This is a genomic window from Pseudomonas sp. GW456-L12 (assembly GCF_059424045.1).
On record NZ_JBWKZA010000014.1, the window covers coordinates 95,414 to 118,440 of the forward strand.

Here is a 23,027-nt window from a genome sequence, read left to right on the forward strand (position 1 = left end):
CATCAGCACTCGATGATGTTGACGGCCAAACCGCCGCGGGCGGTTTCCTTGTATTTGCTTTTCATGTCGGCGCCGGTCTGGCGCATGGTGCGGATCACCTTGTCGAGGGAGACGAAGTGTTGCCCGTCGCCACGCAAGGCCATGCGCACGGCGTTGATCGCCTTGACCGAGCCCATGGCGTTGCGCTCGATGCAGGGCACCTGCACCAGGCCGCCGATCGGATCGCAGGTCAGGCCGAGGTTATGTTCCATGCCGATCTCGGCGGCGTTTTCCACTTGTTGCACCGTACCGCCGAGCACTTCGCACAAGGCCCCGGCCGCCATCGAACAGGCCACGCCGACCTCGCCCTGGCAGCCGACTTCGGCGCCGGAGATGGAGGCGTTTTCCTTGTAGAGAATGCCGATGGCAGCGGCGGTCAGCAGGAAACGCACCACTCCGTCTTCGTTGGCGCCGGGGATGAAGCGCATGTAGTAGTGCAGCACTGCCGGGATGATGCCGGCGGCGCCATTGGTGGGCGCGGTGACGACGCGCCCGCCGTTGGCGTTTTCTTCGTTGACCGCCAGGGCATACAGGTTGACCCAGTCCAGTACCGACAAGGAATCGCGCAAGGCCGCCTCGGGGTGCTTGCACAGCTGGCGGTGGAGGGCGGCGGCACGGCGCTTGACCTTCAGGCCACCCGGCAGGATCCCTTCGTTGCGACAGCCAGCATCCACGCAGTCCTGCATCACTTGCCAGATCTTCAGCAGGCCGGCTCGGGTTTCCGCTTCCGGTCGCCAGGCGCTTTCGTTGGTCAGCATCACCTGGCTGATGGACAGCCCATAGGTGGTGCAGTGGCCGAGCAAGTCCTTGGCGCTCTTGAAGGGGAAGGTCAGCTTGGTGGTGTCTTCGACGATGCGGTCGGCACCGGCGGCGTCCTCGTCGACCACGAAGCCGCCGCCCACCGAGTAGTACTCGCGGCTGCGGATCTGCAATCCGGCGGCATCGAAGGCACGGAAGATCATGCCGTTGGGGTGGTAGGCCAGGGGCTTGCGGATCATGGCCAGGTGTTCTTTCTCGTTGAACGCGATGAGGTGTTCGCCGAGTAGGTTCAAGCGTCCGCTGCTGCGTATTTCCTGCAGGCGAGCGGCGATGTTTTCGGTATTCACGGTATCCGGGTGTTCACCTTCCAGGCCCAGGAGTACGGCCTTGTCGCTGCCGTGGCCCTTGCCGGTGGCGCCGAGCGAGCCGTACAGCTCGACCTTGACGCAGGTGGTGGCGCCCAGCAGTCCGTCGCGCCGCAGGCCTTCGACGAAGCGCGCGGCCGCGCGCATCGGGCCAACGGTGTGGGAGCTGGAGGGGCCGATGCCAATCTTGAACAGGTCGAACACGCTCAAGGACATGTTGGTTCTCCGGTTTCTTATTGTGTTGATCGGCACGCATGGTTTTTTGTAGGAGCGAGCTTGCTCGCGATGAACCTGAGGGCACCGGGTTGTTCCGGTGCTCCGCGTTATCGTTCACGAGCATCGCGAGCAGGCTCGTTCCTACAGGTATACGCAGTATCTGTAGGAGCGAGGCTTGCCCGCGATGGACGGCGATGCCGTCTTAGGCGTCCTGATAGCTTTCGATCGACGGGCAGGCGCACACCAGGTTGCGGTCGCCAAACACGTTGTCGACGCGGCCGACCGGAGGCCAGTACTTGCCTTCGATCAGCGAGGCCACGGGGTACACCGCCTGTTCACGGCTGTAGGGGTGCGACCACTCGCCAACGATTTCCGCCGCGGTGTGCGGGGCGTTTTTCAGCGGGTTGTCGTCCTTGTCCAGGCTGCCGTTTTCCACTGCGCGGATTTCTTCGCGGATGCGGATCATGGCGTCGCAGAAGCGGTCCAGTTCTTCCTTGGATTCGCTTTCGGTCGGCTCGATCATCAGGGTGCCTGCCACTGGGAACGACATGGTCGGGGCGTGGAAGCCAAAGTCGATCAGGCGCTTGGCGACGTCGTCAACGCTGATGCCGCTGCTGTCCTTGAGCGGGCGCAGGTCGAGGATGCACTCGTGGGCCACCAGGCCGTTGCTGCCGGTGTAGAGCACTGGGTAGTGTTCTTCCAGGCGACGGGAGATGTAGTTGGCATTGAGGATCGCCAGCTGCGAGGCACGCTTGAGGCCTTCGCCGCCCATCATGCGGATGTACATCCAGGTGATCGGCAGGATGCTCGCGCTGCCGAACGGCGCGGCGCAGACCGCGCCTTCCTTGCGTTCCATGGCCGCGTGGCCAGGCAGGAACGGCGCCAGGTGCGACTTGACGCCGATCGGGCCGACGCCCGGGCCGCCACCGCCGTGGGGAATGCAGAAGGTCTTGTGCAGGTTCAGGTGCGACACGTCGCCGCCGAACTTGCCCGGGGCGCAGAGGCCGACCATGGCGTTCATGTTGGCGCCGTCGATGTACACCTGGCCGCCGTTGTCATGGATGATGCCGCAGATTTCGCGGATGCCTTCCTCGAACACGCCATGGGTCGACGGGTAGGTGATCATCAGCGCGGCGAGGTGCTCGCGGTGCTCGATGGCCTTGGCCCGCAGGTCTTCGATATCGACGTTGCCACGGGCGTCGCAGGCGGTGACCACCACGCGCATGCCGGCCATGTTGGCGGTGGCCGGATTGGTGCCGTGGGCGGACGAAGGGATCAGGCAGATGTCGCGACGGTCGTCGCCGCGGCTCTGGTGATAGGCACGAATGGCCAGCAGGCCCGCGTATTCGCCCTGGGAGCCGGCGTTCGGCTGCAGGGACACCGCGTCGTAGCCGGTGGCGGCGCAGAGCATGGCTTCCAGTTCGCTGGTCAGTTGCTGGTAGCCGGCGCTTTGCTCGGCCGGGGCGAACGGGTGCAGGGCGCCGAATTCGGCCCAGGTGATCGGGATCATTTCGCTGGCGGCGTTGAGCTTCATGGTGCACGAACCCAGCGGGATCATGGTGCGGTCCAGGGCCAGGTCCTTGTCCGCCAGCTTGCGCAGGTAGCGCATCAGCTCGGTTTCCGAGTGATAGCGGTTGAACACCGGGTGGCTGAGGATCGCCGACTGACGCACCAGCGCCGCCGGGATACGGCTCTGTACCGTGCTGGCCAGCGCGGCGAAGTCCGGCAGCGCCTGACCGTCGGCCAGCAGGCTCCACAGCGCTTGTACATCGGCCTGGCCGGTGGTTTCGTCCAGCGACAGACCCAGGCGTTCGGCGTCGATCACCCGCAGGTTGATGCGCTGGGCGCGGGCCTTGTCGTGCAGCGCCGCGGTGCGTGCGCCGGTGTGCAGGGTCAGGGTGTCGAAGAAGTTTTCCTGCTCGACCTTGATCCCCAGCTTGCTCAGGCCCTGGGCCAGGATCGCGGTCAGCTGGTGGATGCGCCGGGCAATCCGGCTCAGGCCTTGGGGGCCGTGGTACACGGCGTACATGCTGGCGATGTTGGCCAGCAGCACCTGGGCGGTGCAGATGTTGCTGGTGGCTTTCTCGCGACGGATATGTTGCTCGCGGGTCTGCATGGCCAGGCGCAGCGCCGGCTTGCCGAAACGGTCCACGGACACCCCGACCAGACGGCCCGGCATGTCGCGCTTGAACGCGTCCTTGGTGGAGAAGTAGGCCGCATGCGGGCCACCGAAGCCCAGCGGCACACCGAAGCGCTGGGCGCTGCCGATGGCCACGTCGGCGCCGAATTCACCCGGTGGGGTCAACACGGTCAGCGCCAGCAGGTCGGCGGCGACCGCCACCAGGGCGTTGGCGGCGTGGAAGCGCTCGGTCAGTTCGCGGTAGTCGAACAGGTCGCCGTTGCTCGCCGGGTATTGCAGCAGCGCGCCGAAGAACGGGCTGACGTCGGTCAGCTTGCGCTCGTCGCCGACCACCACGTCGATGCCCAGCGGCTCGGCACGGGTGCGCAGCACGTCGAGGGTCTGCGGGTGGCAATGGCTGGAGGCGAAGAAGGTGTGGCTGCCCTTGTTCTTGCTCAGGCGCTTGCAGAAGGTCATGGCTTCGGCGGCGGCGGTGGCTTCGTCGAGCAGGGAGGCGTTGGCGATCGGCAGGCCGGTGAGGTCGCTGATCAGGGTCTGGAAGTTCAGCAGCGCTTCCAGGCGGCCCTGGGAAATTTCCGGCTGGTACGGGGTGTAGGCGGTGTACCAGGCCGGGTTTTCCAGGAGGTTGCGCAGGATCGGCGACGGCGTGTGGCAGTTGTAGTAGCCCTGGCCGATGTAGGTCTTGAACAGCTGGTTCTTGGCGGCGATGGCCTTGATCGAGGCCAGTGCGTCGGCTTCGCTCTGCCCGGCGGGCAGGTCGAGGACGCTGGTGCCCTTGATGCTGTCGGGGATCACGCTGGCGCTCAGGGCTTCCAGGGAGTCGAAGCCCAGGCTGTTGAGCATGGCTTGCTCGTCGCCTTGGCGCGGGCCGATGTGGCGCGCGATGAATTCGTTGGCGGTGCTCAGGTTGACTTGAGTCATGGCGGTTCCTCAGGCGTCGGCGTTGGCTTTGATCAGGCGGTCGTAGGCGTCCTGATCCAGCAGTTGGCCGACAGCGGCGGCGTCCGCGGGAATGAAGCGGAAGAACCAGCCTTCGCCCAGCGGGTCTTCGTTGACCAGCTCGGGGCTGGTTTCCAGGGCCGGATTGGTTTCCACCACTTCCCCGTCCAGGGGCATGTACACGCCGCTGGCGGCTTTTACCGATTCCACGGTGGCGGCTTCGGCGCCCTTGTCGTAGGCCTGCAGTTCCGGCAATTGCACGAACACCACATCGCCCAGGGCGTTTTGCGCGAAAGCCGTGATGCCGACGGTAACGCTGCCATCGGCTTCGGTACGCAGCCATTCGTGATCTTCAGTAAAACGCAACTCGCTCATGGAAACTCCTCAAGGGGCCAGATTCGTCTGGTGGACGCGATTGAATGCTCGTGCAGGGCCGAGCGGAATGGATAAGCCCTTAGCAAAAATGCGGCCAATGTTTTTTAGTTGTTATTAATCAATGAGTTATGTGTTCTTGATGGTGGCTGGAAACTAACGGCTGTAGCGAAAACGCTACAGCTGGAGGGCCAGGGAAAAGCCTATGGGGATCAAAGCCTTGCGTAGCGCCGATTACAACCGGCTGTAGCGATATCGTTCCGCTGTAGCGCTTTCAGTACAGGTGGAGGTCGCTTTCAGATGCGACTACGCCACCTGTAGCCGCTGCCGCAGGCTGCGATAAGGCCGAAGGCCTTCGGCGATCTTGAGAGCTTGCGCTCCCTGCGGGAGCGATCGCAGCCTGCGGCAGCGGCTACAACATCAAAAGCTGCGGCAGGTTCAGGGCTTGTTGGGGATGCCGTATTTGCGCAGGCGATGGGCGATGGCGGTGTGGGAGGTCTGCAGGCGGCTGGCCAACTGGCGGGTCGAGGGGTAGTTGACGTAGAGGCCTTCGAGCAATGCCTTCTCGAACTCCTCGACGGCCTGTTCCAGGCTTTCGACTTCGGTGTCGTTCTGGCGCGCCACCGAGGTGCCGGCGATATCCAGGTCGCCGATGTCCACCAGGCTGCTTTCGCAGATCGCCGCCGCGCGGAAGATCACGTTCTGCAACTGGCGCACGTTGCCCGGCCAGCGGTTGCCCAGCAGCGCCGGATAGGTGCCGGGCGCCAGGCGGCAGACCGGGCGCTGGATCTGCGCGCAGGCCTGCTGCATGAAGTAGCGCGCCAGCAACAGGATGTCCTGGCCGCGCTCGCGCAGGGGCGGGACTTCCACATTCAGCACGTTGAGGCGATAGAACAGGTCTTCGCGAAAGCTGCCCTCGGCGACCATCTTTTCCAGGTCGCGATGGGTGGCGCTGAGGATCCGCACATTGACCTTGACCTCACGGTCGCCACCCACCCGGCGAAAGCTGCCGTCGTTGAGAAAACGCAGCAGCTTGGCCTGCAAGTAGGGCGACATTTCGCCGATCTCGTCGAGAAACACCGTGCCCTGGTTGGCCAGCTCCATCAGCCCCGGCTTGCCGCCGCGCTGGGCGCCGGTGAAGGCGCCGGGGGCGTAGCCGAACAGCTCGCTCTCGGCGAGGTTTTCCGGCAGGGCGGCGCAGTTCAGCGCCAGAAACGGCGCGCCGTGCCGCGCACTGATGGCGTGACAGGCTCGCGCCACCAGTTCCTTGCCGGTACCGGTTTCGCCCTGGATCAGCAGCGGCGCATCCAGCGCGGCGACGCGCTGGGCGCGGGCCTTGAGGGTGCGGATGGCCGGGGAGTCGCCGAGCAGGGCATCGAAGCCTTCGGCATGGTCGTGGTGCAGGGCCGACAGGCGTTCGCCGATGCGATTGGGCTGATACAGGGTCAGCAGCGCGCCGGCGTCGGTGATCGGCGTGGCGTCCAGCAGCAGGGTCTGGCCATTGAGAGTGATTTCCCGCAGGGGCAAGCGAAAGCCCTGTTCCAGCAAGGTTTCCAGCAGCGCCGGGTCGTCGAACAGCTCGGCCACGCTTTCCCCGGCTGGCTCGCGGCCATAGAGGGCAATCAGCGCCGGGTTGGCCAGCAGCACCTTGCCGGCGCTGTCCAGGGCCAGCACCGGGTCGGTCATCGCCGCCAGCAGGGCGTCGAGCTGCAGGTGGCGGCGCTGGCCGGGCAGGATGTCGACCACCGTCACCGCCTGCACGCCGCGCACGCTGAACAGCGCGTCGCGCAGCTCTTCCAGCACTTGCGGGCTGAGGGTCGGGGCGTCGATGTAGACGTTGGGCGGCACCATCTCCACCGCATCCAGGTTGAGGTTGCGCCCACCGAGCAGGGCCAGGACTTCCTGGGTGATACCGACGCGGTCGATAAAGCTGACGTGGATGCGCATGGGGCGGTCAAGGGTTCTGGAAAACGGAGGGTGGCAAGTATGCCTTGGCGGACGCTGTTTGGTGAAATTCGCCGTGGCCACGGGCTTCTGTAGGAGCGAAGCTTGCTCGCGATAGCCTCAACGATGACGCGGGAAGCCTGGCCTGATACGCCGCGGCGTCCTTGAGTTCATCGCGGGCCAGCCTCGCTCCTACAGGTTAAGCGGGCAGGGGAAGCCCGCGACCCACGGGCTGGGGTTACTCGAGGTGTTCGGGGTTGACTGGATCCCCGGATTTCATATTCAACTGCACCCGCACATCCTCAAACATCGCGTCGTAATATTTGTGCAGCGAGCCGATGCTGCTCAGTGCCTTGGGAATCCCATACTTCTCGGCGATTTTCGTCACGTTGCTGGCGAAGTTGTAAGCCTGATCCTTGGGCAGAAAGAACGGTTCATCGAGCTCCTTGCCCTGAATCGTTCCATGCATCTTGAACTGCATCCCTTTGCCTTCCTTGGGGTCCTGCGCGACTTCATAGTCGATACAGATGTTGTAGCTGACATCGTCCTTGGTCAGTGCGTGTCGCTCGATGTGTAAATGACCGGGTTCGAACTGGGCCATGGCTCTCTCCTTTACAAGGCATGGGGAGTGGTGCAGGCCAGCGGCCTGCACCCTGAGTTGCTCTTATCGGTAAGTGATGCCCGGCTGGGCCGTGCTGATGCGCGTACCGGCCTTGCCCTGGACGATCGCTTCGATGTCCGAGAGTGAACCGATCACTGCGACTTTTCCAGTATGGCGGGCGAACTCGCAGGCCGCCTGGACCTTCGGTCCCATGGAGCCGGCGGCGAAGCCGAGCTTTTCCATTTCGTCCGGGTGCGCCTGGGCAATGGCTTTCTGCGACGGCTTGCCCCAGTCGATAAAGGCCGCGTTGACGTCGGTGGCGATCACCAGCAGATCGGCCTCCAGCTGTTCGGCCAGCAGTGCCGAGCACAGGTCCTTGTCGATCACCGCCTCGATGCCCCGGAGCTTGCCGTCCTCACCGTACAGGGTTGGAATGCCGCCACCGCCGGCGCAGATCACGATGCTGCTCTTTTCCAGCAGCCATTTGATCGGGCGGATTTCAAAGATGCGCTTGGGTTTCGGGCTGGCCACCACGCGGCGGTACTTGTCGCCATCGGGGGCGATGGCCCAGCCTTTTTCCTTGGCCAGTTTTTCTGCTTCGTCCTTGCTGTAGACCGGGCCGATGGGCTTGCTCGGGTTCTGGAACGCCGGGTCCTTGGCATCGACCTCGACCTGGGTCAGCAGGGTGGCGAAGGGCACTTCGAAATCCAGCAGGTTGCCCAGTTCCTGTTCGATGATGTAGCCGATCATGCCTTCGGTTTCGGCGCCGAGCACGTCCAGCGGGTAAGGCGACACCGAGGTGTAGGCCGCCGCCTGCAGCGACAGCAGGCCGACCTGCGGGCCATTGCCGTGGGCGATCACCAGCTGGTTGCCGGGATGGATCTTGGCGATCTGTTCGGTGGCGATGCGGATATTGGCGCGTTGATTGTCCGCGGTCATGGGTTCGCCCCGGCGGAGCAGGGCGTTGCCGCCCAGTGCGACGACGATACGCATAATGCATTCCTTCCAGAATTCGGTGATCCCGTGGGCGCGTGGCTTGCCTGCGATGGTGGGGTGTCAGGTTGGACGCCTTCGCGGGGAAGCCTCGCGCCTACAGGTCGAGGGCCGACCGCCCGGCGGGCGGCCACGGACGTCGGGGTTACAGGTCGGCCAGGGTCGAGACCAGGATCGCCTTGATGGTGTGCATGCGGTTTTCCGCTTGCTCGAAGGCGATGCAGGCCGGCGACTCGAACACGTCGTCGGTCACTTCGATGCCGTTGGCCAGGTGCGGATACTGCTCGGCGATCTGCTTGCCGACCTTGGTATCGCTGTTGTGGAACGCCGGCAGGCAGTGCATGAACTTGGTCCGTGGGTTGCCGGTGGCCTTCATCAGCTCGGCGTTGACCTGGTACGGCAGCAGTTGCTGGATACGTTCGGCCCAGGCTTCCACCGGCTCGCCCATCGATACCCAGACGTCGGTGTGGATGAAGTCGACGCCCTTGACCGCGGCTTTCGGGTCTTCGGTCAGGGTGATGCGGGCACCGCTTTCTTGCGCGTACTGCTTGCAGCGGCTGACCAGGTCGTCATGGGGCCACAGGGCTTTTGGCGCGCAGATGCGCACGTCCATGCCGAGCTTGGCGCCCACCAGCAGCAGGGAGTTGCCCATGTTGTTGCGGGCATCGCCCAGGTAGGCGTAGCTGATGTCGTGGATCGGCTTGTCGGCGTGCTCACGCATGGTCAGCACATCGGCGATCATCTGGGTCGGGTGGTATTCGTCGGTCAGGCCGTTGAACACCGGCACACCGGCGAACTTCGCCAGTTCTTCGACGATTTCCTGCTTGAAGCCGCGGTACTCGATGGCGTCGTACATGCGCCCGAGCACGCGGGCGGTGTCCTTCATGCTTTCCTTGTGGCCGATCTGCGACGAGTTCGGGTCGATGTAGGTGACGTTGGCGCCCTGGTCATAGGCGGCGACCTCGAAGGCGCAGCGGGTACGGGTCGAGGTTTTCTCGAAGATCAGGGCGATGTTGTTGCCCTTGAGGTGCTGCTGCTCGGTGCCGGTGTACTTGGCGCGCTTGAGGTCGCGGGACAGGTCGAGCAGGTAGCGCAGCTCGCGCTCGGTGTGGTGTTCGAGGCTGAGTAGGTTACGGTTGTGGATGTTGAACGCCATGATGATTCTCCAGGGATTCTGTACTCGGCCCGGCCAGCACCGCAGAGGTGTGGCCGGGGGAAAGTCGTTTAGTAATCGATCGGGTCGCGCACGATCGGGCAGGTCATGCAGTGGCCGCCGCCCCGGCCGCGGCCGAGTTCGCTGGCGCTGATGGTGATCACTTCCACGCCGGCCTTGCGCAGCAGGGTGTTGGTGTAGGTGTTGCGGTCATAGCCGATGACCACGCCCGGTTCCAGGGCCACCACGTTGTTGCCGTCGTCCCACTGCTCGCGTTCGGCGGCGAAGCTGTTGCCGCCGGTTTCCACCACGCGCAGTTGCTTGAGGTTCAGGGACTCGGCCACCACCTCGATGAACGATTTGTTCTCCCGTCGCACGTCCATGCCATAGGGCTTGCTGGTGTCGGGGCGGATGACGAACGGCACGATTTCCTTGACCACTTCCGGGAAGACCGTGACCAGGTCGCGGTCGCAGAAGCTGAACACGGTGTCCAGGTGCATCGCCGCGCGGGATTTCGGCAGGCCGGCGACCACGACTTTTTCCACCGCGCCCTTGGCGAACAAAGATTGCGCAAGCTGGCCGATGGCCTGGCGCGAGGTTCGCTCGCCCATGCCGATCAGCACCACGCCATTGCCGATCGGCATGACGTCGCCGCCTTCGAGGGTGGCCTGGCCGTGATCCTTGTCCGGGTCGCCATACCAGACTTCGAAGTCGGCGTTGGCGAACTCGGGGTGGAATTTGTAGATGGCGCTGGCCAGCAGGGTTTCCTGGCGCCGGGCCGGCCAGTACATCGGGTTGAGCGTCACGCCGCCGTAGATCCAGCAGGTGGTGTCGCGGGTGAACTGGGTGTTGGGCAGCGGCGGCAGCAGGAAGCTGGAGTGGCCCAGGTAATCGCGGTACATCTTGATCACGCTGGCGCCTTCGCTTTCCGGCAGGTCCTCGCCGGCCACGCCGCCGATCAGGAATTCGGCCAGCTTGCGTGGCTCCAGGCTTTCGAGCCAGCTGCGCACTTCGTTGGTCAGGCCGACACCGACGGTGTCGGGGGTGATCTTGCGATCCAGAATCCACTTCAGGGCTTCGGGGTTGTGCACCGTATCGGTCAGCAGGTTGTGCATTTCCAGGACTTCGATCCCACGCTCGCGCATTTTGGTGACGAAGTCGAAATGGTCGCGCTTGGCCTGGTTGACCCAGATCACATCATCGAACAGCAGTTCATCGCAGTTGTTCGGGGTCAGCCGCTGATGGGCCAGGCCTGGGGAGCAAACCATGACTTTGCGCAGTTTGCCGGCTTCGGAATGGACGCCGTACTTAACTTTTTCCGTGGTCATTACCGTGATCCTCCAGAGGTAGAAACAATCGTGCGGTTACAGGGTCAGGAAGCCGTCGTAGAGCCCGTAGGCGGCCAACAGGGCGCCTATGACCACTGCGGCGAAAATCAGCTTCTCGACGTTGGTGAAAATCGGTTTGCCCAACTCCCGTTTGGCCTTGGCGAACAGGATCGCGCCGGGGGCGTAGAGCAGGGCGGAGAGCAGCAGGTACTTGACCCCGCCGGCGTACAGCAGCCAGATCGCGTAGAACAGGGCGATGGAGCCGATCAGCAGGTCTTTCTTGCGTTCGGCCAGGGCCGCTTCGTAGGTTTCGCTGCGCACCGCCAGCAGCACGGCATAGGCCGCCGACCACAGGTAGGGCACCAGGATCATCGAGGTGGCGAGGTAGATCAGCGACAGGTAGGTACTGGCCGAGAACAGGGTGATGACCAGGAAGATCTGCACCATGGCATTGGTCAGCCACAGGGCGTTGACCGGCACGTGGTTGGCGTTCTCCTTGCGCAGGAACTCCGGCATGGTGTGGTCCTTGGCCGCGGCGAACATGATCTCCGCGCACAGCAGCACCCACGACAGCAGCGCCCCCAGCAGCGAGATGATCAGGCCGACGCTGATCAGCACCGCGCCCCAGTGGCCGACCACATGCTCGAGCACCGCCGCCATCGACGGGTTCTGCAGTTTCGCCAGCTCCGGCTGGGTCATGATGCCCAGGGACAGCACGTTCACCAGCACCAGGAACAGCAGCACGGTGATGAAGCCGATCACGGTGGCCTTGCCCACGTCCGAGCGTTTTTCCGCGCGGGCGGAGAAGATGCTCGCGCCTTCGATGCCGATGAACACCCACACGGTGACCAGCATCATGTTGCGCACCTGGTTCATCACGCTGCCCAGGTCAGGGTTCTTCACGCCCCAGATGTCTGCGGTGAAGATGTCCAGCTTGAAGGCGAACAGGGCGATCAGCACGAACAGCAGCAGCGGCACCACCTTGGCGACCGTGGTCACCAGGTTGATGAACGCCGCTTCCTTGATCCCGCGCAGTACCAGAAAGTGCACGGCCCACAGCAGCAGCGAGGCGCCGATCACCGCGGCCGGAGTATTGCCCTCGCCGAAGATCGGGAAGAAATAGCCCAGGGTACTGAACAGCAGCACGAAGTAGCCGACGTTGCCCAGCCAGGCGCTGATCCAGTAGCCCCAGGCCGAAGAAAAGCCCATGTAATCGCCGAAACCGGCCTTGGCATAGGCGTAGACACCACCGTCCAGATCAGGCTTGCGGTTGGCCAGGGTCTGGAACACGAAAGCCAGTGTCAACATACCGACAGCGGTAATAGCCCAGCCAATAAGAACAGCGCCTACATCGGCACTTGCCGCCATGTTTTGTGGCAAGGAAAAGATCCCGCCGCCAATCATCGAGCCGACTACCAAGGCGACTAACGCACCAAGCCGTAGTTTTCCGGGAGTGTCAGACATTGCGTGACTCCATTGCAGGAGAAGAGAGATGTCAGAGTAAATCTGCGAGAAATCCGAACAGCTGATTTAGATCAGGTCATTGCTACATTCCATTGTGAATGAACGACTTAAGCTGTCTTTGCGGAAACCGGTGGGAAGCCTGAAAGCGCCATTCCATAAGGCCTCGGGTTCCGGATGAAAGGTCTTCTCATTGGCGCCAGATTGAAGCTAGCCCGCTTTCAAGAATGCGCAACTCATTAAAAAGTTATAAGGCTGTCCGGCGCGATGATGGCATTTAGGTTTTATGCATAATAAAAAGCCAAACTATTCAACATGTTCTGATCCTCGTCATGTCGATTGATCCACAAAAGATCAATAATTGACTCTTTTAGTCCGTTTCCAATCTGTGGAAGTTAATTAATTTCATATAGTTTGTTGTCGGACAATTGGACCGGACGCAGAGGTAGGCATGCCACAAACCACACAAAAACTGCGACTCGGCGCCTTGATCGCCCTGGTGGTGGGTTCGATGATTGGCGGCGGGATCTTTTCCTTGCCGCAGAACATGGCGGCCCGGGCCGACGCCGGGGCGATCCTTATCGGTTGGGCGATCACCGCCGTGGGCATGCTGACCCTGGCCTTCGTGTTCCAGACCCTGGCCAACCGCAAGCCTGAACTCGACTCCGGGGTGTACGCCTACGCCAAGGCCGGGTTTGGCGACTACATGGGTTTTTCGTCCGCCTGGGGCTACTGGATCAGTGCCTGGCTGGGCAACGTCGGCTACTTCGTGCTGCTGTTCAGCACCCTGGGTTATTTCTTCCCGGTGTTTGGCCAGGGCAACACCCCGGTGGCCATCGCCTGCGCCTCGGTCCTGTTGTGGGCGGTGCACTTTCTGGTGCTGCGCGGGATCAAGGAAGCGGCGTTCATCAACCTGCTGACCACCGTTGCCAAGATCGTGCCGCTGGTGATGTTCATCGTGATTGCCGCGGTGGCGTTCAAGGCGGACATCTTCACCCGCGACATCTGGGGCCGTGGCAACCCGAACTTTGGCGGGGTGATGGACCAGGTGCGCAACATGATGCTGGTCACGGTCTTCGTGTTCATCGGCATCGAAGGCGCCAGCGTCTATTCGGCCCGGGCCGAGAAGCGTGCGGACGTCGGCCGGGCCACGGTGATCGGCTTTATCGGCGTGCTGGCCCTGCTGGTGCTGGTCAACGTGCTGTCCCTGGGGATCATGAGCCAGCCGGAACTGGCGACCTTGCAGAACCCGTCGCTGGCGGCGGTGCTGGAGCGCATCGTCGGTCCCTGGGGCGCGTTGCTGATCAGCGTCGGCCTGGCGGTTTCCCTGCTCGGTGCCTTGCTGTCGTGGGCGCTGCTGTGTGCCGAGATCCTGTTCGCCACGGCCCGCGACCGGACCATGCCGGCCTTCCTGAAAAAGGAGAACGCCAACCATGTGCCGGTCAACGCCCTGTGGCTGACCAACAGCATGATCCAGGTGTTCCTGCTGATTACCCTGTTCTCCGCCGGGACCTACACCAGCCTGATCTACCTCGCCTCGTCGATGATCCTGGTGCCTTACCTGTGGTCGGCGGCCTATGCGGTGTTGCTCAGCGGCCGCGGCGAAACCTACGAGCAGGCCTCGGCCGAGCGCATGAAAGACCTGTGCATCGGTGGCGTGGCCCTGTGTTACGCGGTCTGGCTGTTGTACGCCGGTGGGGTCAAGTACCTGCTGCTGTCGGCCCTGCTGTATGCCCCCGGGGTGATCCTGTTCGCCAAGGCCAAGCGCGAGCAGGGCGAGCCCTTGTTCACCGGCATCGAGAAGGGCATTTTCGCTTGCGTGGTCGCTGGGGCCACCCTGGCCGCCTATGGCCTGTACAGCGGTGTGCTGTCGCTGTGAGGCTGGTTTACCAGCCGCCCTATGACTGGCCGGCGATGCTGGCCTTTCTCCGGGCGCGGGCCATCGAGGGGCTGGAGACTGTCAGTGGCGACCGCTACTCGCGCAGCATCAGCCTCGATGGCGTACACGGCTGGTTCAGTGTGAGCCCGGGCGACAGCGATGCACTGGCGCTGACCCTGCACTTTCCCGATCCGCAGGCCCACGCGCGGATCGTTGCGCGCATCCGCCGCCTGCTGGACCTGGATACCGACCTGGCGCCGATTCACCGGCAACTGTCCGCCGACCCGCTGATGGCCCGTTTGATCGCCTCGCGGCCGGGGCTGCGCGTACCCGGTGCCTGGGACGGTTTCGAGCTGGCGGTGCGCGCGGTGCTGGGGCAGCAGATCACGGTGGTGGCGGCCATCCGCCTGGCGGGCAAGCTGGTGGCGCAGTATGGCCAGCCATTGAGCTGCAGGGAGGCGCCAGCGGGGTTGAGCCATGTGTTCCCCGAGCCGGGGCGGATGGCGGGCGCCGATCTGGCGAGCCTGGGCATGCCGCGCAGTCGGGGCCGAACCCTGTCCGGCGTGGCGCAGGCGCTGCTCGACGATCCGCAGCTGTTTGCCCCCAAGGCCAGCCTCGAACACAGCCTGTCGGCCTTGCGGGCGCTGTGGGGTGTCGGCGACTGGACCGCGCATTACGTGGCCCTGCGCCAGTTCCGTGAAGCGGACGCCTTTCCCGCGGCGGACGTGGGCCTGCTCAACGCTCTGGCGGCGCTCGAAGGCGGACCGGTCAGCGCCAGCCAGTTGCTGGCCCGCGCCGAGGCCTGGCGGCCATGGCGCGGCTACGCGGCGCAGCATTTGTGGACGGCGTTGTAGCCCCCTGATCCCCATTTCTGTAGCCGCTGCCGAGCCTGCGAGGCTGCGATCGAGGACGCAGTCCTCGCCAACCCTGCGCACGCGGTGTGAATGACGTAATGCGCGGCTTTACGTCCGCTTTGCGGCCGATCGCAGCCTCGCAGGCTCGGCAGCGGCTACAGGGGTACGCGTTACAGGCTCACCATTTTGCCCGATGGGCGCCCAGGTCGCTGGCGGGGTAAGCCCATTGCAGGGGCGTGCCGCTGATCTGCAAGGGTACTTGCAGGCGATGGGCCGGGCCCCAGGGTGTCTGCTCTACCAGCAGTCCTTGATCGTCCTGGTCTTCGCCGCGCAAGGCGGGCTCGGCGCTGCCATTGGAGTGCTCGATCAACAGCTTGGCGGTCCGCGCCAGTGACAGCCGTGCGCTGCCGGCAGCCCCGGTTTGCAGTCGTTCGGTCAGGGCGCGGATCGCGGCGGCGGCCATCAGGTAGCCGGTGGCATGGTCCAGGGCCTGCAGCGGCAGCGGCACGGGTTTATCCGCCTGCTGCCAGCGCTGGCCGGCCTCGGCAATGCCGCTGCTCATCTGCACCAGGCTGTCGAATCCGCGGCGGTTCTGCCAGGGGCCGCTCCAGCCATAGGCGTTCAGGCACACATCGATCAGCCCCGGGGCGAAGCGCTGGCGTTCGGCGGCCCCGTAGCCGAGGCGTTCCAGGGCATCGGCGCGGTAGCCGTGCAGCAGCAGATCGGCTTCCCCCAACAGGCCTTCGAAGACCAGGCGATCGGCGACATCGTGCAGGTTCAGCCGGGCGCAGCGTTTGCCCAGGGTGACTTCCGGGACTACGCCGGGCTCGTTCCAGTCCGGCGGGTCAATGCGCAGCACGTCGGCGCCCAGCCCGGCGAGAAAACGGCTGGCGATGGGCCCGGCCAGCACCCGGGTCAGGTCCAGCACCTTGATCCCGGCCAGGGGCCGGGCCAGCGATCCGCGCCAGGGCTGGGCGGCGCTGGCGTTGCAGGTCTGGTAATGCACCAGGGGCTCGGCATTCACGGCCTGCCCCTGGGGATGGGCTTGCCACTCGCTCCAGCCGCGCATCTCGGCGGCGCAGCCTCCGGCGGCGACCACCGCCTGCTCCAGGTCGCTCTTGTTCCACTGTGCGACCATGGCGGCCATGGCCGGACGATCCGCGACCCGGCCGAGCACCTGTTCGGCTGCCCGCCGATGATGCGGCGCGTTGGTGTGCAGGCGAATCCAGCCGTCCTGGGTGGCGTAGTCGCCGGCGACCGGGTCCCACAGCGGCGGCACGCTCCAGCCCCGCGGGCGCAGGGAGGTGGCGAACCAGAAGGAGGCCAGGCGTTGGTCGACGCTCAGGGTGGGCAGGCGCCCGGTCTGGCTGAGCAGCAGCTCGGCCGCCGCCTGGCCGGCCGCGGCGATGCTGGCGCTGGCCAGTTCGGTCACGGCGAAGGCCGAGGGCAGGGCGCCGCTCGAGGTCATGGCAATCGGGGTACGAGGCAAGCCCAGCGCGGCTTGAACAGACGACAGCACATCGGTCATTGCAGGCCCTCCGCAAGAGAGGGGGCAGCATAGATCAAAAAAGTGAAGCGCCGCAGCCCCCCGTAGGAGCGAAGCTTGCTCGCGATGAACCGGAGAGCGCCGCGTTGAGCCAGTGAGTGCGCGTCATCGTTGGCGACCATCGCGAGCAAGCTTCGCTCCTACAGAATCAGGGGCAAGGTCAAACGCGGAACTGGTCCATCAGCTTCATCTGCTGGGTGGTCAGGGCGTTGAGCTGGCTGCTGACCTGGGCCGATTCGGTGGCCTGCTCGGTGAGGGATTCGGTCACGCTGCGGATCGCCGAAACGTTGCGGTTGACCTCTTCGGCCACCGCGCTCTGCTGTTCGGCGGCGCTGGCGATCTGCAGGTTCATGTCGCTGATCACCGTGACCGCGTCGCTGATCTTGCCCAGGGCCTGCACCGCTTGCTGGATCTGCCCGGCGTTGCTCTGGGCCTGGGCCTGGCTCGAATGCATGGTCGCCACCACTCCCCGGGTGCCGCTCTGGATGCGTTCGATCACCAGGCGGATCTCTTCCACCGAGTCCTGGGTGCGCTTGGCCAGGTTGCGCACCTCGTCGGCGACCACGGCAAAGCCGCGGCCGCTTTCCCCGGCGCGCGCCGCTTCGATGGCGGCGTTGAGGGCCAGCAGGTTGGTCTGCTCGGCAATGCTGCGGATCACTTCCAGCACCGAACCGATCTGTTCGCTGTTGACCGCCAGGGCCTCGACCTCGACCACCGCCTTGCTGACCTCCTCGGCCAGGGTGCTGATGTCGCGGGTGCTGCGCTCGATGATAGTCATGCCGTCCTTGGCCGACTGGTCGGCGCCACGGGCGGCGTTGGCGGCGTTCGAGGCACTGTTGGCGACGTCGTGGGCGGTGGCGCTCATTTCGTTGGAGGCTGTGGCCACCTGGTCGATTTCGCGGAACTGCACCTGCATGCCTTCGCTGGTCTGGCGGGCGATCTCCGAGGACTGGTCGGCGGTGCCGCGGGCGTCGGTGATGCTCTGCTTGATCTGCGCGATGGTCGGTTGCAGCTTGTCGAGGAAGCGGTTGAACCAGCCCACCAGCTCGCCCAGTTCGTCTTGCTTGCCGTACTTCAGGCGTTGGGTCAGGTCGCCGTCGCCGCTGGCGATTTCCTTGAGCATCTGCGCCACGCTGTTGATCGGCCGGGTCACGCCGGAGGCCGTCAGCCAGATCAGCAGCAGGCCGATCACGCCGGCGACCGCCGCCACCAGCAGCGACACCAGGGTGCCCTGGGCCTGGGCGTCGTCGAGCACGCCCTGCAGTTTCACCGTGTCGGCCAGCAGCACTTGCTCCGGCAGGTCGATCACCACGCCCCATGGGCGGGCATCGGCAATCGGGCTGACCGGATACACGGCGCGGATCAGGTCGCCCTGCTTGAGGATTTTCGGGGTATTGCCGGCCAGCAGTTGCAGCACATCCCTGCCTTCGGCGCCGAGGGTGTCGGCGATGCCTTTGCCGACCTTGGCCGCATCGTTGCTGTAGGCGGCGAGGATGCCGCTGCCGGCGACGATCAGCATGTGTCCGGCGCCGTCGAACAACCCGCGCTGGGAGTCGGCGGCCGCGGCCTGCAGGGCATCCAGGGCGATGTCCACGCCGACCACGCCTATGACTTTGCCGTCGACGATCAGCGGCAGGGAAATGGTGGTCATCAGCATCAGCTTGCCGCCCACGGTATCGGCGTAGGGGTCCAGCAGGCAGGTGCGCTTGCTGTCGCGCGGGCAGGTGTACCAGCTGTTGTAGGGGGTGCCGCTGACGCTCAGGGTGGTCTTGTTCATGTCCTCTTCGACCATCACCGTGTTCAGCCCGGTGCCGCCGGCACGGCTCCAGTAACTGGCGAAGCGCCCGGCTTCGTTGGAGGCGTGGCCGGCATCGTTGGCGAACTCGCTGTCCTTGCCGTCGAGGGCGTTGGGCTCGTAGGCGAGCCAGATGCCCAGCACCTTGGTGTTGCGTTCGAAGGCGGTTTTCAGGCTGTGGTTGAGCTCTTCACGTAGCGCCGCGGCGTCCAACGAACGCTTGCCGGCCATGGCCCGCAGGTCGTTGATCTGGTCGGCCAGGGCGGTGATCACCAGCAGGCTCTCGCCAAAGGTTTTCTGTACCCGCACCGCCTGCTCGGCGGCCCGGGCCTGCAGCAGGTTCTGCACGCTGTCGGTGAGCATTCGCGAGCTGGAGCTGCTGACCAATTGATCGTTTTGGTTGGTCTGGTAGATGTTCATCCCGACGATCAGGCCCACCACACCGAGCAGGCAGAGTCCGGACAACAGCACGATTTTCAGGCGAATGGACAGAGAGTCGAACATGGGGCGATCTCGCGAATGGATAGGGGTGAGCGGTGAGTCGGATGACTCCGGTCGCCAAGTCCATTCAGCGCCATGCCCGGAACATCGGCTTGGGCGGCATTTGTCTGAGAAAAAGCCGACGAGCGGTCATGTGTTTGACATAAACGAGGAGGAGGGCGATTTCGCTGGAGGGCATGTCGCGAGCAGCCGAACGTCGACCGGCTGCTCTTGCAGAGGAATCAAGAGGCCTGGGCCAGAGCCTCCGGGCGCGACCAGATCCACAGGTTGCCCAGGCCCATGCCGGCCAGTGCCAGGTACAGGGTCCAGTGATGGTTGAGCAGGCTCAGCATCAGGCCGGCGCACAGCAGCATGCTGACGGTGGCGCTGACCTTGGCCCGGCGGCTGACGATCCGGCCGTTGCGCCAGTTGCTCAGGATGGGGCCGAACAGGCGATGGTTTTCCATCCAGGCGCTCAGGCGTGGCGAGCTCTTGGTCGCGGCCCAGGCGGCGAGGAGCACGAACTCGGTGGTCGGCAGGCCGGGGACGACGATGGCGATCAGGCCGATGGCCAGGCTGATGTAAGCCAGGCAACCGAAGAACAGGCGGGAGGCCTTGGACGGGGATCGGGTTGTGCCGGTCATGGGTTCGATGATGAGGTGACGAGCATGGGGCTCAATCCACAAGGGGTGGGAATAACGGCTGACGCCAGCGGGTTCGTTCCTGCAGCGGGCGTGAGTCTACGCCTTCAATACAGGAACGAGGGGGCCGGCGAAAAAATCAGGCCAGTTCAGGCGCCGTGTCGTAGGCCTTTTCCAGCAGCACGGTAAAGCGGTTGAAGGCATCCAGCGCGCCTTTTTCCGCCGCGGCTTCCTCTTCGGCACTGAACGCCAAGCCATCGAGGGTGCGGGTGAAGGTTTTCCAGCCTTCGGCGCGACCGCCGGCCGGCTCGCCCAGGTGCCGGGCACCGAAGGTTTCGCCGAGGCCCAGGCCCACCGCGCGCTTGATCAGGAACGCCGCGCCGAGCTTGGAGCCCTCGGAGACGAACAGCCAGCCCAGGGCTTCGGCCTTGCTCGGGTTCTGCACCGCGCCCGCCACCGGGGCCGGGACTTCGGTCTCCAGGTCCGCCAGGTCGGCCTTGGCCGCTTCGGCGCGGCAACGTTCTGCCAGGTCCGGGACGATGGCGATCAGCGCCGGGTCGTTGTACAGGGCGACCAGTTCGGACTGGAACAGGTACTGGGCGACGACGAAGCGGGCAAAGCTGCTGGCGCTTTCGAATGGCGCGTGGGCCTTGACCAGGGCGTCGAGCCTGGCATGGGGTTCGTGGGTGATCTGGTTCAGGCGCTGGGAGCGCAGGCTCGGGCGCTGCGGGGAATCCTGGGTGGTCATGACGATGTCCTTGGTCAATGGAAATGAGAGCTGCTTAAAAATAAGAGCGGCTTGAAATGAGAAGCACTTGCTAACTAGACGAACAAGTAGACGCGGCACAGTAAAAAATCCTCACTGCGCCCCATCGAAAAGCGCAGTGAGGCAGGCCGGGTCAGATGTCCCAGATCAGGTTGACCGCGAAGTTGCGGCCCGGCTGGGTCAGGCGGTCGAGGTTGGCCGGGCTGAGCACGGCGGCTTCGCCGACGCTGTCGTAGCCGCGCACGTCATCCCACAGCCAGTACTTCTTGTCGGCCAGGTTGTAGATACCGGCGCTGACGGTGACGTCGTCGCTGACCTTGTAGAAGCCGGTCAGGTCGAGCACGCCGTAGCCCGGGGTCTTGAACTGGCTGCTGGTGCCGTCCGGGGTCTTGAAGCTGCTGCTGTCGACGCGGTCCTTTTTCTTCACCAGGGTCCAGCTGAGCAGGGCGCCGTAGTGGTCCTGGTCGTAGCCCAGGCCGAACACGCCGGTCAGCGGGTTGACTGCGTTCAAGGGTTCGCCGGTGTCGTTGTTGCGACCGTAGGCATAGGCCACCGAACCCTGGGTGTACAGGCCCTGCGGCGCGCCCAGGGCGTCGAGGTTGAGCCGGCCTTTGACTTCCACGCCCTTGATGGTGGCGTGCTTGATGTTGTTGCTCTGGAACGTCAGTTCGTCGTAGCCCGGGGTCACCGCGTCTTCGTTGATGAAGTCGCGGTACTTGTTATAGAACACCGCCACGTCGAAGTTGCCGGACTCGAAGTTGCCGCGCAGGCCGGTTTCATAGCTCTGGCTTTTCTCCGGCTTGAGGTTCGAGTTCGGCGCCACGCGGTAACCGGTGGTGGTGTTCTCGAAGCGGCCGTACAGCGCCTTGGCGGTCGGGGTGCGGAAACCTTCGGCGTACTGGCCGTACCAGGTGTACTGGTCGCTCAGGGCATAGGTCAGGCCGAACTTGGGCGATACCCGGTGCCAGGTCTTGTTCTGGTCGCTCACCTCACCATTGCCATCGGCGGCCACGGTGTTGAGGAACTCCTGGGTGATGTGCGGTTTGAGCTGGGTGTAGTCGTAGCGCAGGCCCGGCAGGAAGGTCCACTGGTTCCAGCTGATCTGGTCCTGGGCGAACAGGCTGTAGGTGTTGATGGTCGGGTCGGGGAAGTCGCTGGACTTCTTCAGCACGTCGGAGGGGCTGATGGCGCCGACCGCTGTGCAACCGCGACCGACCGCCAGGCAGGTGCCGCTGCCACTGCGCGAGCCGGTGACCTTTTCCTGCTTGATGGTGGTGCCGTAGGTCAGCAGGTGCTCGGTTTCACCGATGGCGAAGGCCTTGTCGGCCTGGGCGTCGAAGACCCACTGTTTTTCCTGGTAGAGGGTTTCGCGGCTGCGCATGACGTTGCGGCTGAACGGGAAGTAGTTTTCCAGGGTGCTCTGGTCGGTCTTGGCGATCTGGTAGTTCAGGCTCCACTTCACGTGGTCGGCCAGAAGGCTGTCGAGGGCGAAGTTGTTGTCCAGGCCGAAGCGTTCGCGGGTGATGGTGTCGTTACCGGTGCGCGAGCGGTACATGCCCAGCGGTTGGCCGGCGTTGAACGGGCCGCCCACGGCGCTCTTCTGGTTGGTGTCGCGGTCGTCCTTGTACTTCTCGTAGGTCAGGCCCAGGCGCGCGTCGTCGGCATAGTTCCAGCCGGCCTTGGCCAGCACGTTGCTGGTGCGCACGTCTTCCGGGTTGGCGGCGGTACGCGCCAGGCCGGTGCCGTTGTGGCTGCCATAGGAGTCGGTCTCGTGGCCGTCGCGCTGGCTGAAGTGCAGCAGGCCGTCGAACTGACCACTGCGCCCGGCCACAGTGGCGGATTTCAGCCAGCTGTCGTCGGCCGAGCTGTAGCCGGTCTTCAGGCGCGCGCCGACGTCTTTACCGGGCTTGATGATGTCGTCCGGGTCGAGGGTGAAGTAGCTGACCGCGCCGCCGATGGCGTTGCTGCCGTACAGCACCGAGGCCGGGCCGCGGAGGATCTCCACGCGCTTGATGATTTCCGGGTCGACGTAATTGCGCTGGGTCTTGGCATAGGGGCCGTTGAAGAAGCCGTTGGGAATCTCCACGCCGTCGACCTGGGTCAGGATACGGTCGCCGTCGATGCCGCGGATGTTGTAGCCGCTGATGCCACCGCCGCGCTGGCCGGCTCCGCCGACCGAAACGCCCGGCTCGTAGCGCACCAGATCCTTGATGGTGTTGACGTTGTTGCGGTCCAGGTCCTGGCGGTCATGCACGGTCACGGTGCTGGGCACGCTGCTGACGTCCTGTTCCTGGCGCGTGGCGCTGATGGTCACCTGTTGCAGGTTCAGGGCGCCGCCGCTGGCGCGTTTTTCCAGGACTATGTTGTTGGCGCCCAGCTTGCGGTAGCTCAGGTTGGTGCCCATCAGCAGGCGGTCCAGGGCTTTTTCCGGTGGCAGCGAACCGCGCACGCCCGGGGAAGCGATGCCTTCGCCCAGTTCCGCCGTCAGGCCGACCTGCCAGCCGGTGACGGCGGTAAAGGCGTTCAGCGCCGACACCAGCGGTTGCTGGTCGATGGCGAAGCTGTAGTCGCCCATGTTGCGTGCTGGCAGGGTCTTGGCCCCGGCGGTGGCGGCCATGACTGGCGCGGTCCCGGCCAGCAGGATGGCGGCGGTCAGCAGGGACAGCGTGCAGTTCTGCAGGCGGGCCTGGCGGGAGGATGAAGAGGACCGGCTGTTGAGGCGAGAGGACATCGATAGCGCTCCGTGTCGCACGAAT

16 protein-coding genes and 1 pseudogene are annotated in these 23,027 nt (G+C 64.5%); 2 read left to right on the top strand and 15 right to left on the bottom strand.

Annotated elements, in window-relative coordinates; all coding sequences use genetic code 11:
* Nucleotides 1-2: 2 nt before the first annotated feature.
* From AC07Y9_RS18680 to arcD (AC07Y9_RS18720), 9 genes are all read right to left on the bottom strand, one after another.
* Complete coding sequence (locus AC07Y9_RS18680) at nt 3-1,379, bottom strand: L-serine ammonia-lyase (RefSeq protein ID WP_087090276.1); 1,377 nt, start codon at nt 1,377-1,379, stop codon at nt 3-5.
* A gap of 202 nt (nt 1,380-1,581) precedes the next feature.
* On the bottom strand, nt 1,582-4,440 hold the full coding sequence (gcvP, locus tag AC07Y9_RS18685) for an aminomethyl-transferring glycine dehydrogenase (RefSeq protein ID WP_102678995.1): 2,859 nt from the start codon (nt 4,438-4,440) through the stop codon (nt 1,582-1,584).
* A 9-nt stretch (nt 4,441-4,449) separates the two neighbouring features.
* Nucleotides 4,450-4,833, bottom strand: a complete 384-nt coding sequence (gene gcvH, locus AC07Y9_RS18690; protein WP_007931060.1) for a glycine cleavage system protein GcvH — start codon at nt 4,831-4,833, stop codon at nt 4,450-4,452.
* Nucleotides 4,834-5,268: 435 nt separating this feature from the next.
* The gene (gene gcsR, locus AC07Y9_RS18695; RefSeq protein WP_009045250.1) at nt 5,269-6,777 is read right to left on the bottom strand and encodes a transcriptional regulator GcsR; all 1,509 of its coding nucleotides are present in this window, start codon (nt 6,775-6,777) and stop codon (nt 5,269-5,271) included.
* Nucleotides 6,778-7,012: 235 nt separating this feature from the next.
* Nucleotides 7,013-7,375, bottom strand: coding sequence for a DUF5064 family protein (locus AC07Y9_RS18700; RefSeq protein ID WP_053262373.1), 363 nt, complete (start codon nt 7,373-7,375; stop codon nt 7,013-7,015).
* Nucleotides 7,376-7,438: 63 nt separating this feature from the next.
* Nucleotides 7,439-8,368, bottom strand: a complete 930-nt coding sequence (gene arcC, locus AC07Y9_RS18705) for a carbamate kinase (RefSeq protein WP_009045248.1) — start codon at nt 8,366-8,368, stop codon at nt 7,439-7,441.
* Between the two features lie 145 nt (nt 8,369-8,513).
* On the bottom strand, nt 8,514-9,524 hold the full coding sequence (locus tag AC07Y9_RS18710; RefSeq protein WP_007926269.1) for an ornithine carbamoyltransferase: 1,011 nt from the start codon (nt 9,522-9,524) through the stop codon (nt 8,514-8,516).
* A 68-nt stretch (nt 9,525-9,592) separates the two neighbouring features.
* Nucleotides 9,593-10,849: an arginine deiminase gene (gene arcA, locus AC07Y9_RS18715; protein WP_007926270.1), complete on the bottom strand. Its 1,257-nt coding sequence runs from the start codon at nt 10,847-10,849 to the stop codon at nt 9,593-9,595.
* 36 nt (nt 10,850-10,885) lie between these two features.
* Complete coding sequence (gene arcD / locus AC07Y9_RS18720) at nt 10,886-12,313, bottom strand: arginine-ornithine antiporter (protein WP_087090280.1); 1,428 nt, start codon at nt 12,311-12,313, stop codon at nt 10,886-10,888.
* A gap of 448 nt (nt 12,314-12,761) precedes the next feature.
* On the opposite strand from arcD (AC07Y9_RS18720), the gene arcD (AC07Y9_RS18725) reads away from it, so the two are divergent.
* Nucleotides 12,762-14,189, top strand: coding sequence for an arginine-ornithine antiporter (gene arcD, locus AC07Y9_RS18725; protein ID WP_102678994.1), 1,428 nt, complete (start codon nt 12,762-12,764; stop codon nt 14,187-14,189).
* Nucleotides 14,186-15,043 (top strand): DNA-3-methyladenine glycosylase family protein, encoded by an 858-nt coding sequence (locus AC07Y9_RS18730; RefSeq protein WP_102678993.1) that lies wholly within the window; start codon nt 14,186-14,188, stop codon nt 15,041-15,043. The genes arcD (AC07Y9_RS18725) and AC07Y9_RS18730 overlap by 4 nt, the downstream gene beginning before the upstream one ends.
* Nucleotides 15,044-15,221: 178 nt before the next feature.
* On the opposite strand, the gene AC07Y9_RS18735 is transcribed toward AC07Y9_RS18730, so the two are convergent.
* The 6 genes and pseudogenes from AC07Y9_RS18735 to AC07Y9_RS18760 form a co-directional block, all read right to left on the bottom strand.
* Nucleotides 15,222-16,571, bottom strand: a complete 1,350-nt coding sequence (locus AC07Y9_RS18735; RefSeq protein ID WP_102678992.1) for a CoA transferase — start codon at nt 16,569-16,571, stop codon at nt 15,222-15,224.
* 178 nt (nt 16,572-16,749) lie between these two features.
* Entirely contained in the window at nt 16,750-17,505 is a 756-nt protein-coding gene (locus tag AC07Y9_RS18740; RefSeq protein ID WP_370686812.1) for a methyl-accepting chemotaxis protein, read from the bottom strand.
* A 102-nt stretch (nt 17,506-17,607) separates the two neighbouring features.
* Nucleotides 17,608-18,888, bottom strand: a pseudogene (locus AC07Y9_RS18745) (methyl-accepting chemotaxis protein); the annotation flags it as partial.
* Nucleotides 18,889-19,106: 218 nt separating this feature from the next.
* Nucleotides 19,107-19,508, bottom strand: a complete 402-nt coding sequence (locus AC07Y9_RS18750) for a YbaN family protein (RefSeq protein WP_007926296.1) — start codon at nt 19,506-19,508, stop codon at nt 19,107-19,109.
* A 136-nt stretch (nt 19,509-19,644) separates the two neighbouring features.
* Nucleotides 19,645-20,253 (bottom strand): biliverdin-producing heme oxygenase, encoded by a 609-nt coding sequence (locus tag AC07Y9_RS18755; protein WP_097134767.1) that lies wholly within the window; start codon nt 20,251-20,253, stop codon nt 19,645-19,647.
* Nucleotides 20,254-20,404: 151 nt separating this feature from the next.
* The gene (locus tag AC07Y9_RS18760; RefSeq protein ID WP_102678990.1) at nt 20,405-23,002 is read right to left on the bottom strand and encodes a TonB-dependent receptor; all 2,598 of its coding nucleotides are present in this window, start codon (nt 23,000-23,002) and stop codon (nt 20,405-20,407) included.
* Between the last annotated feature and the right edge of the window lie 25 nt (nt 23,003-23,027).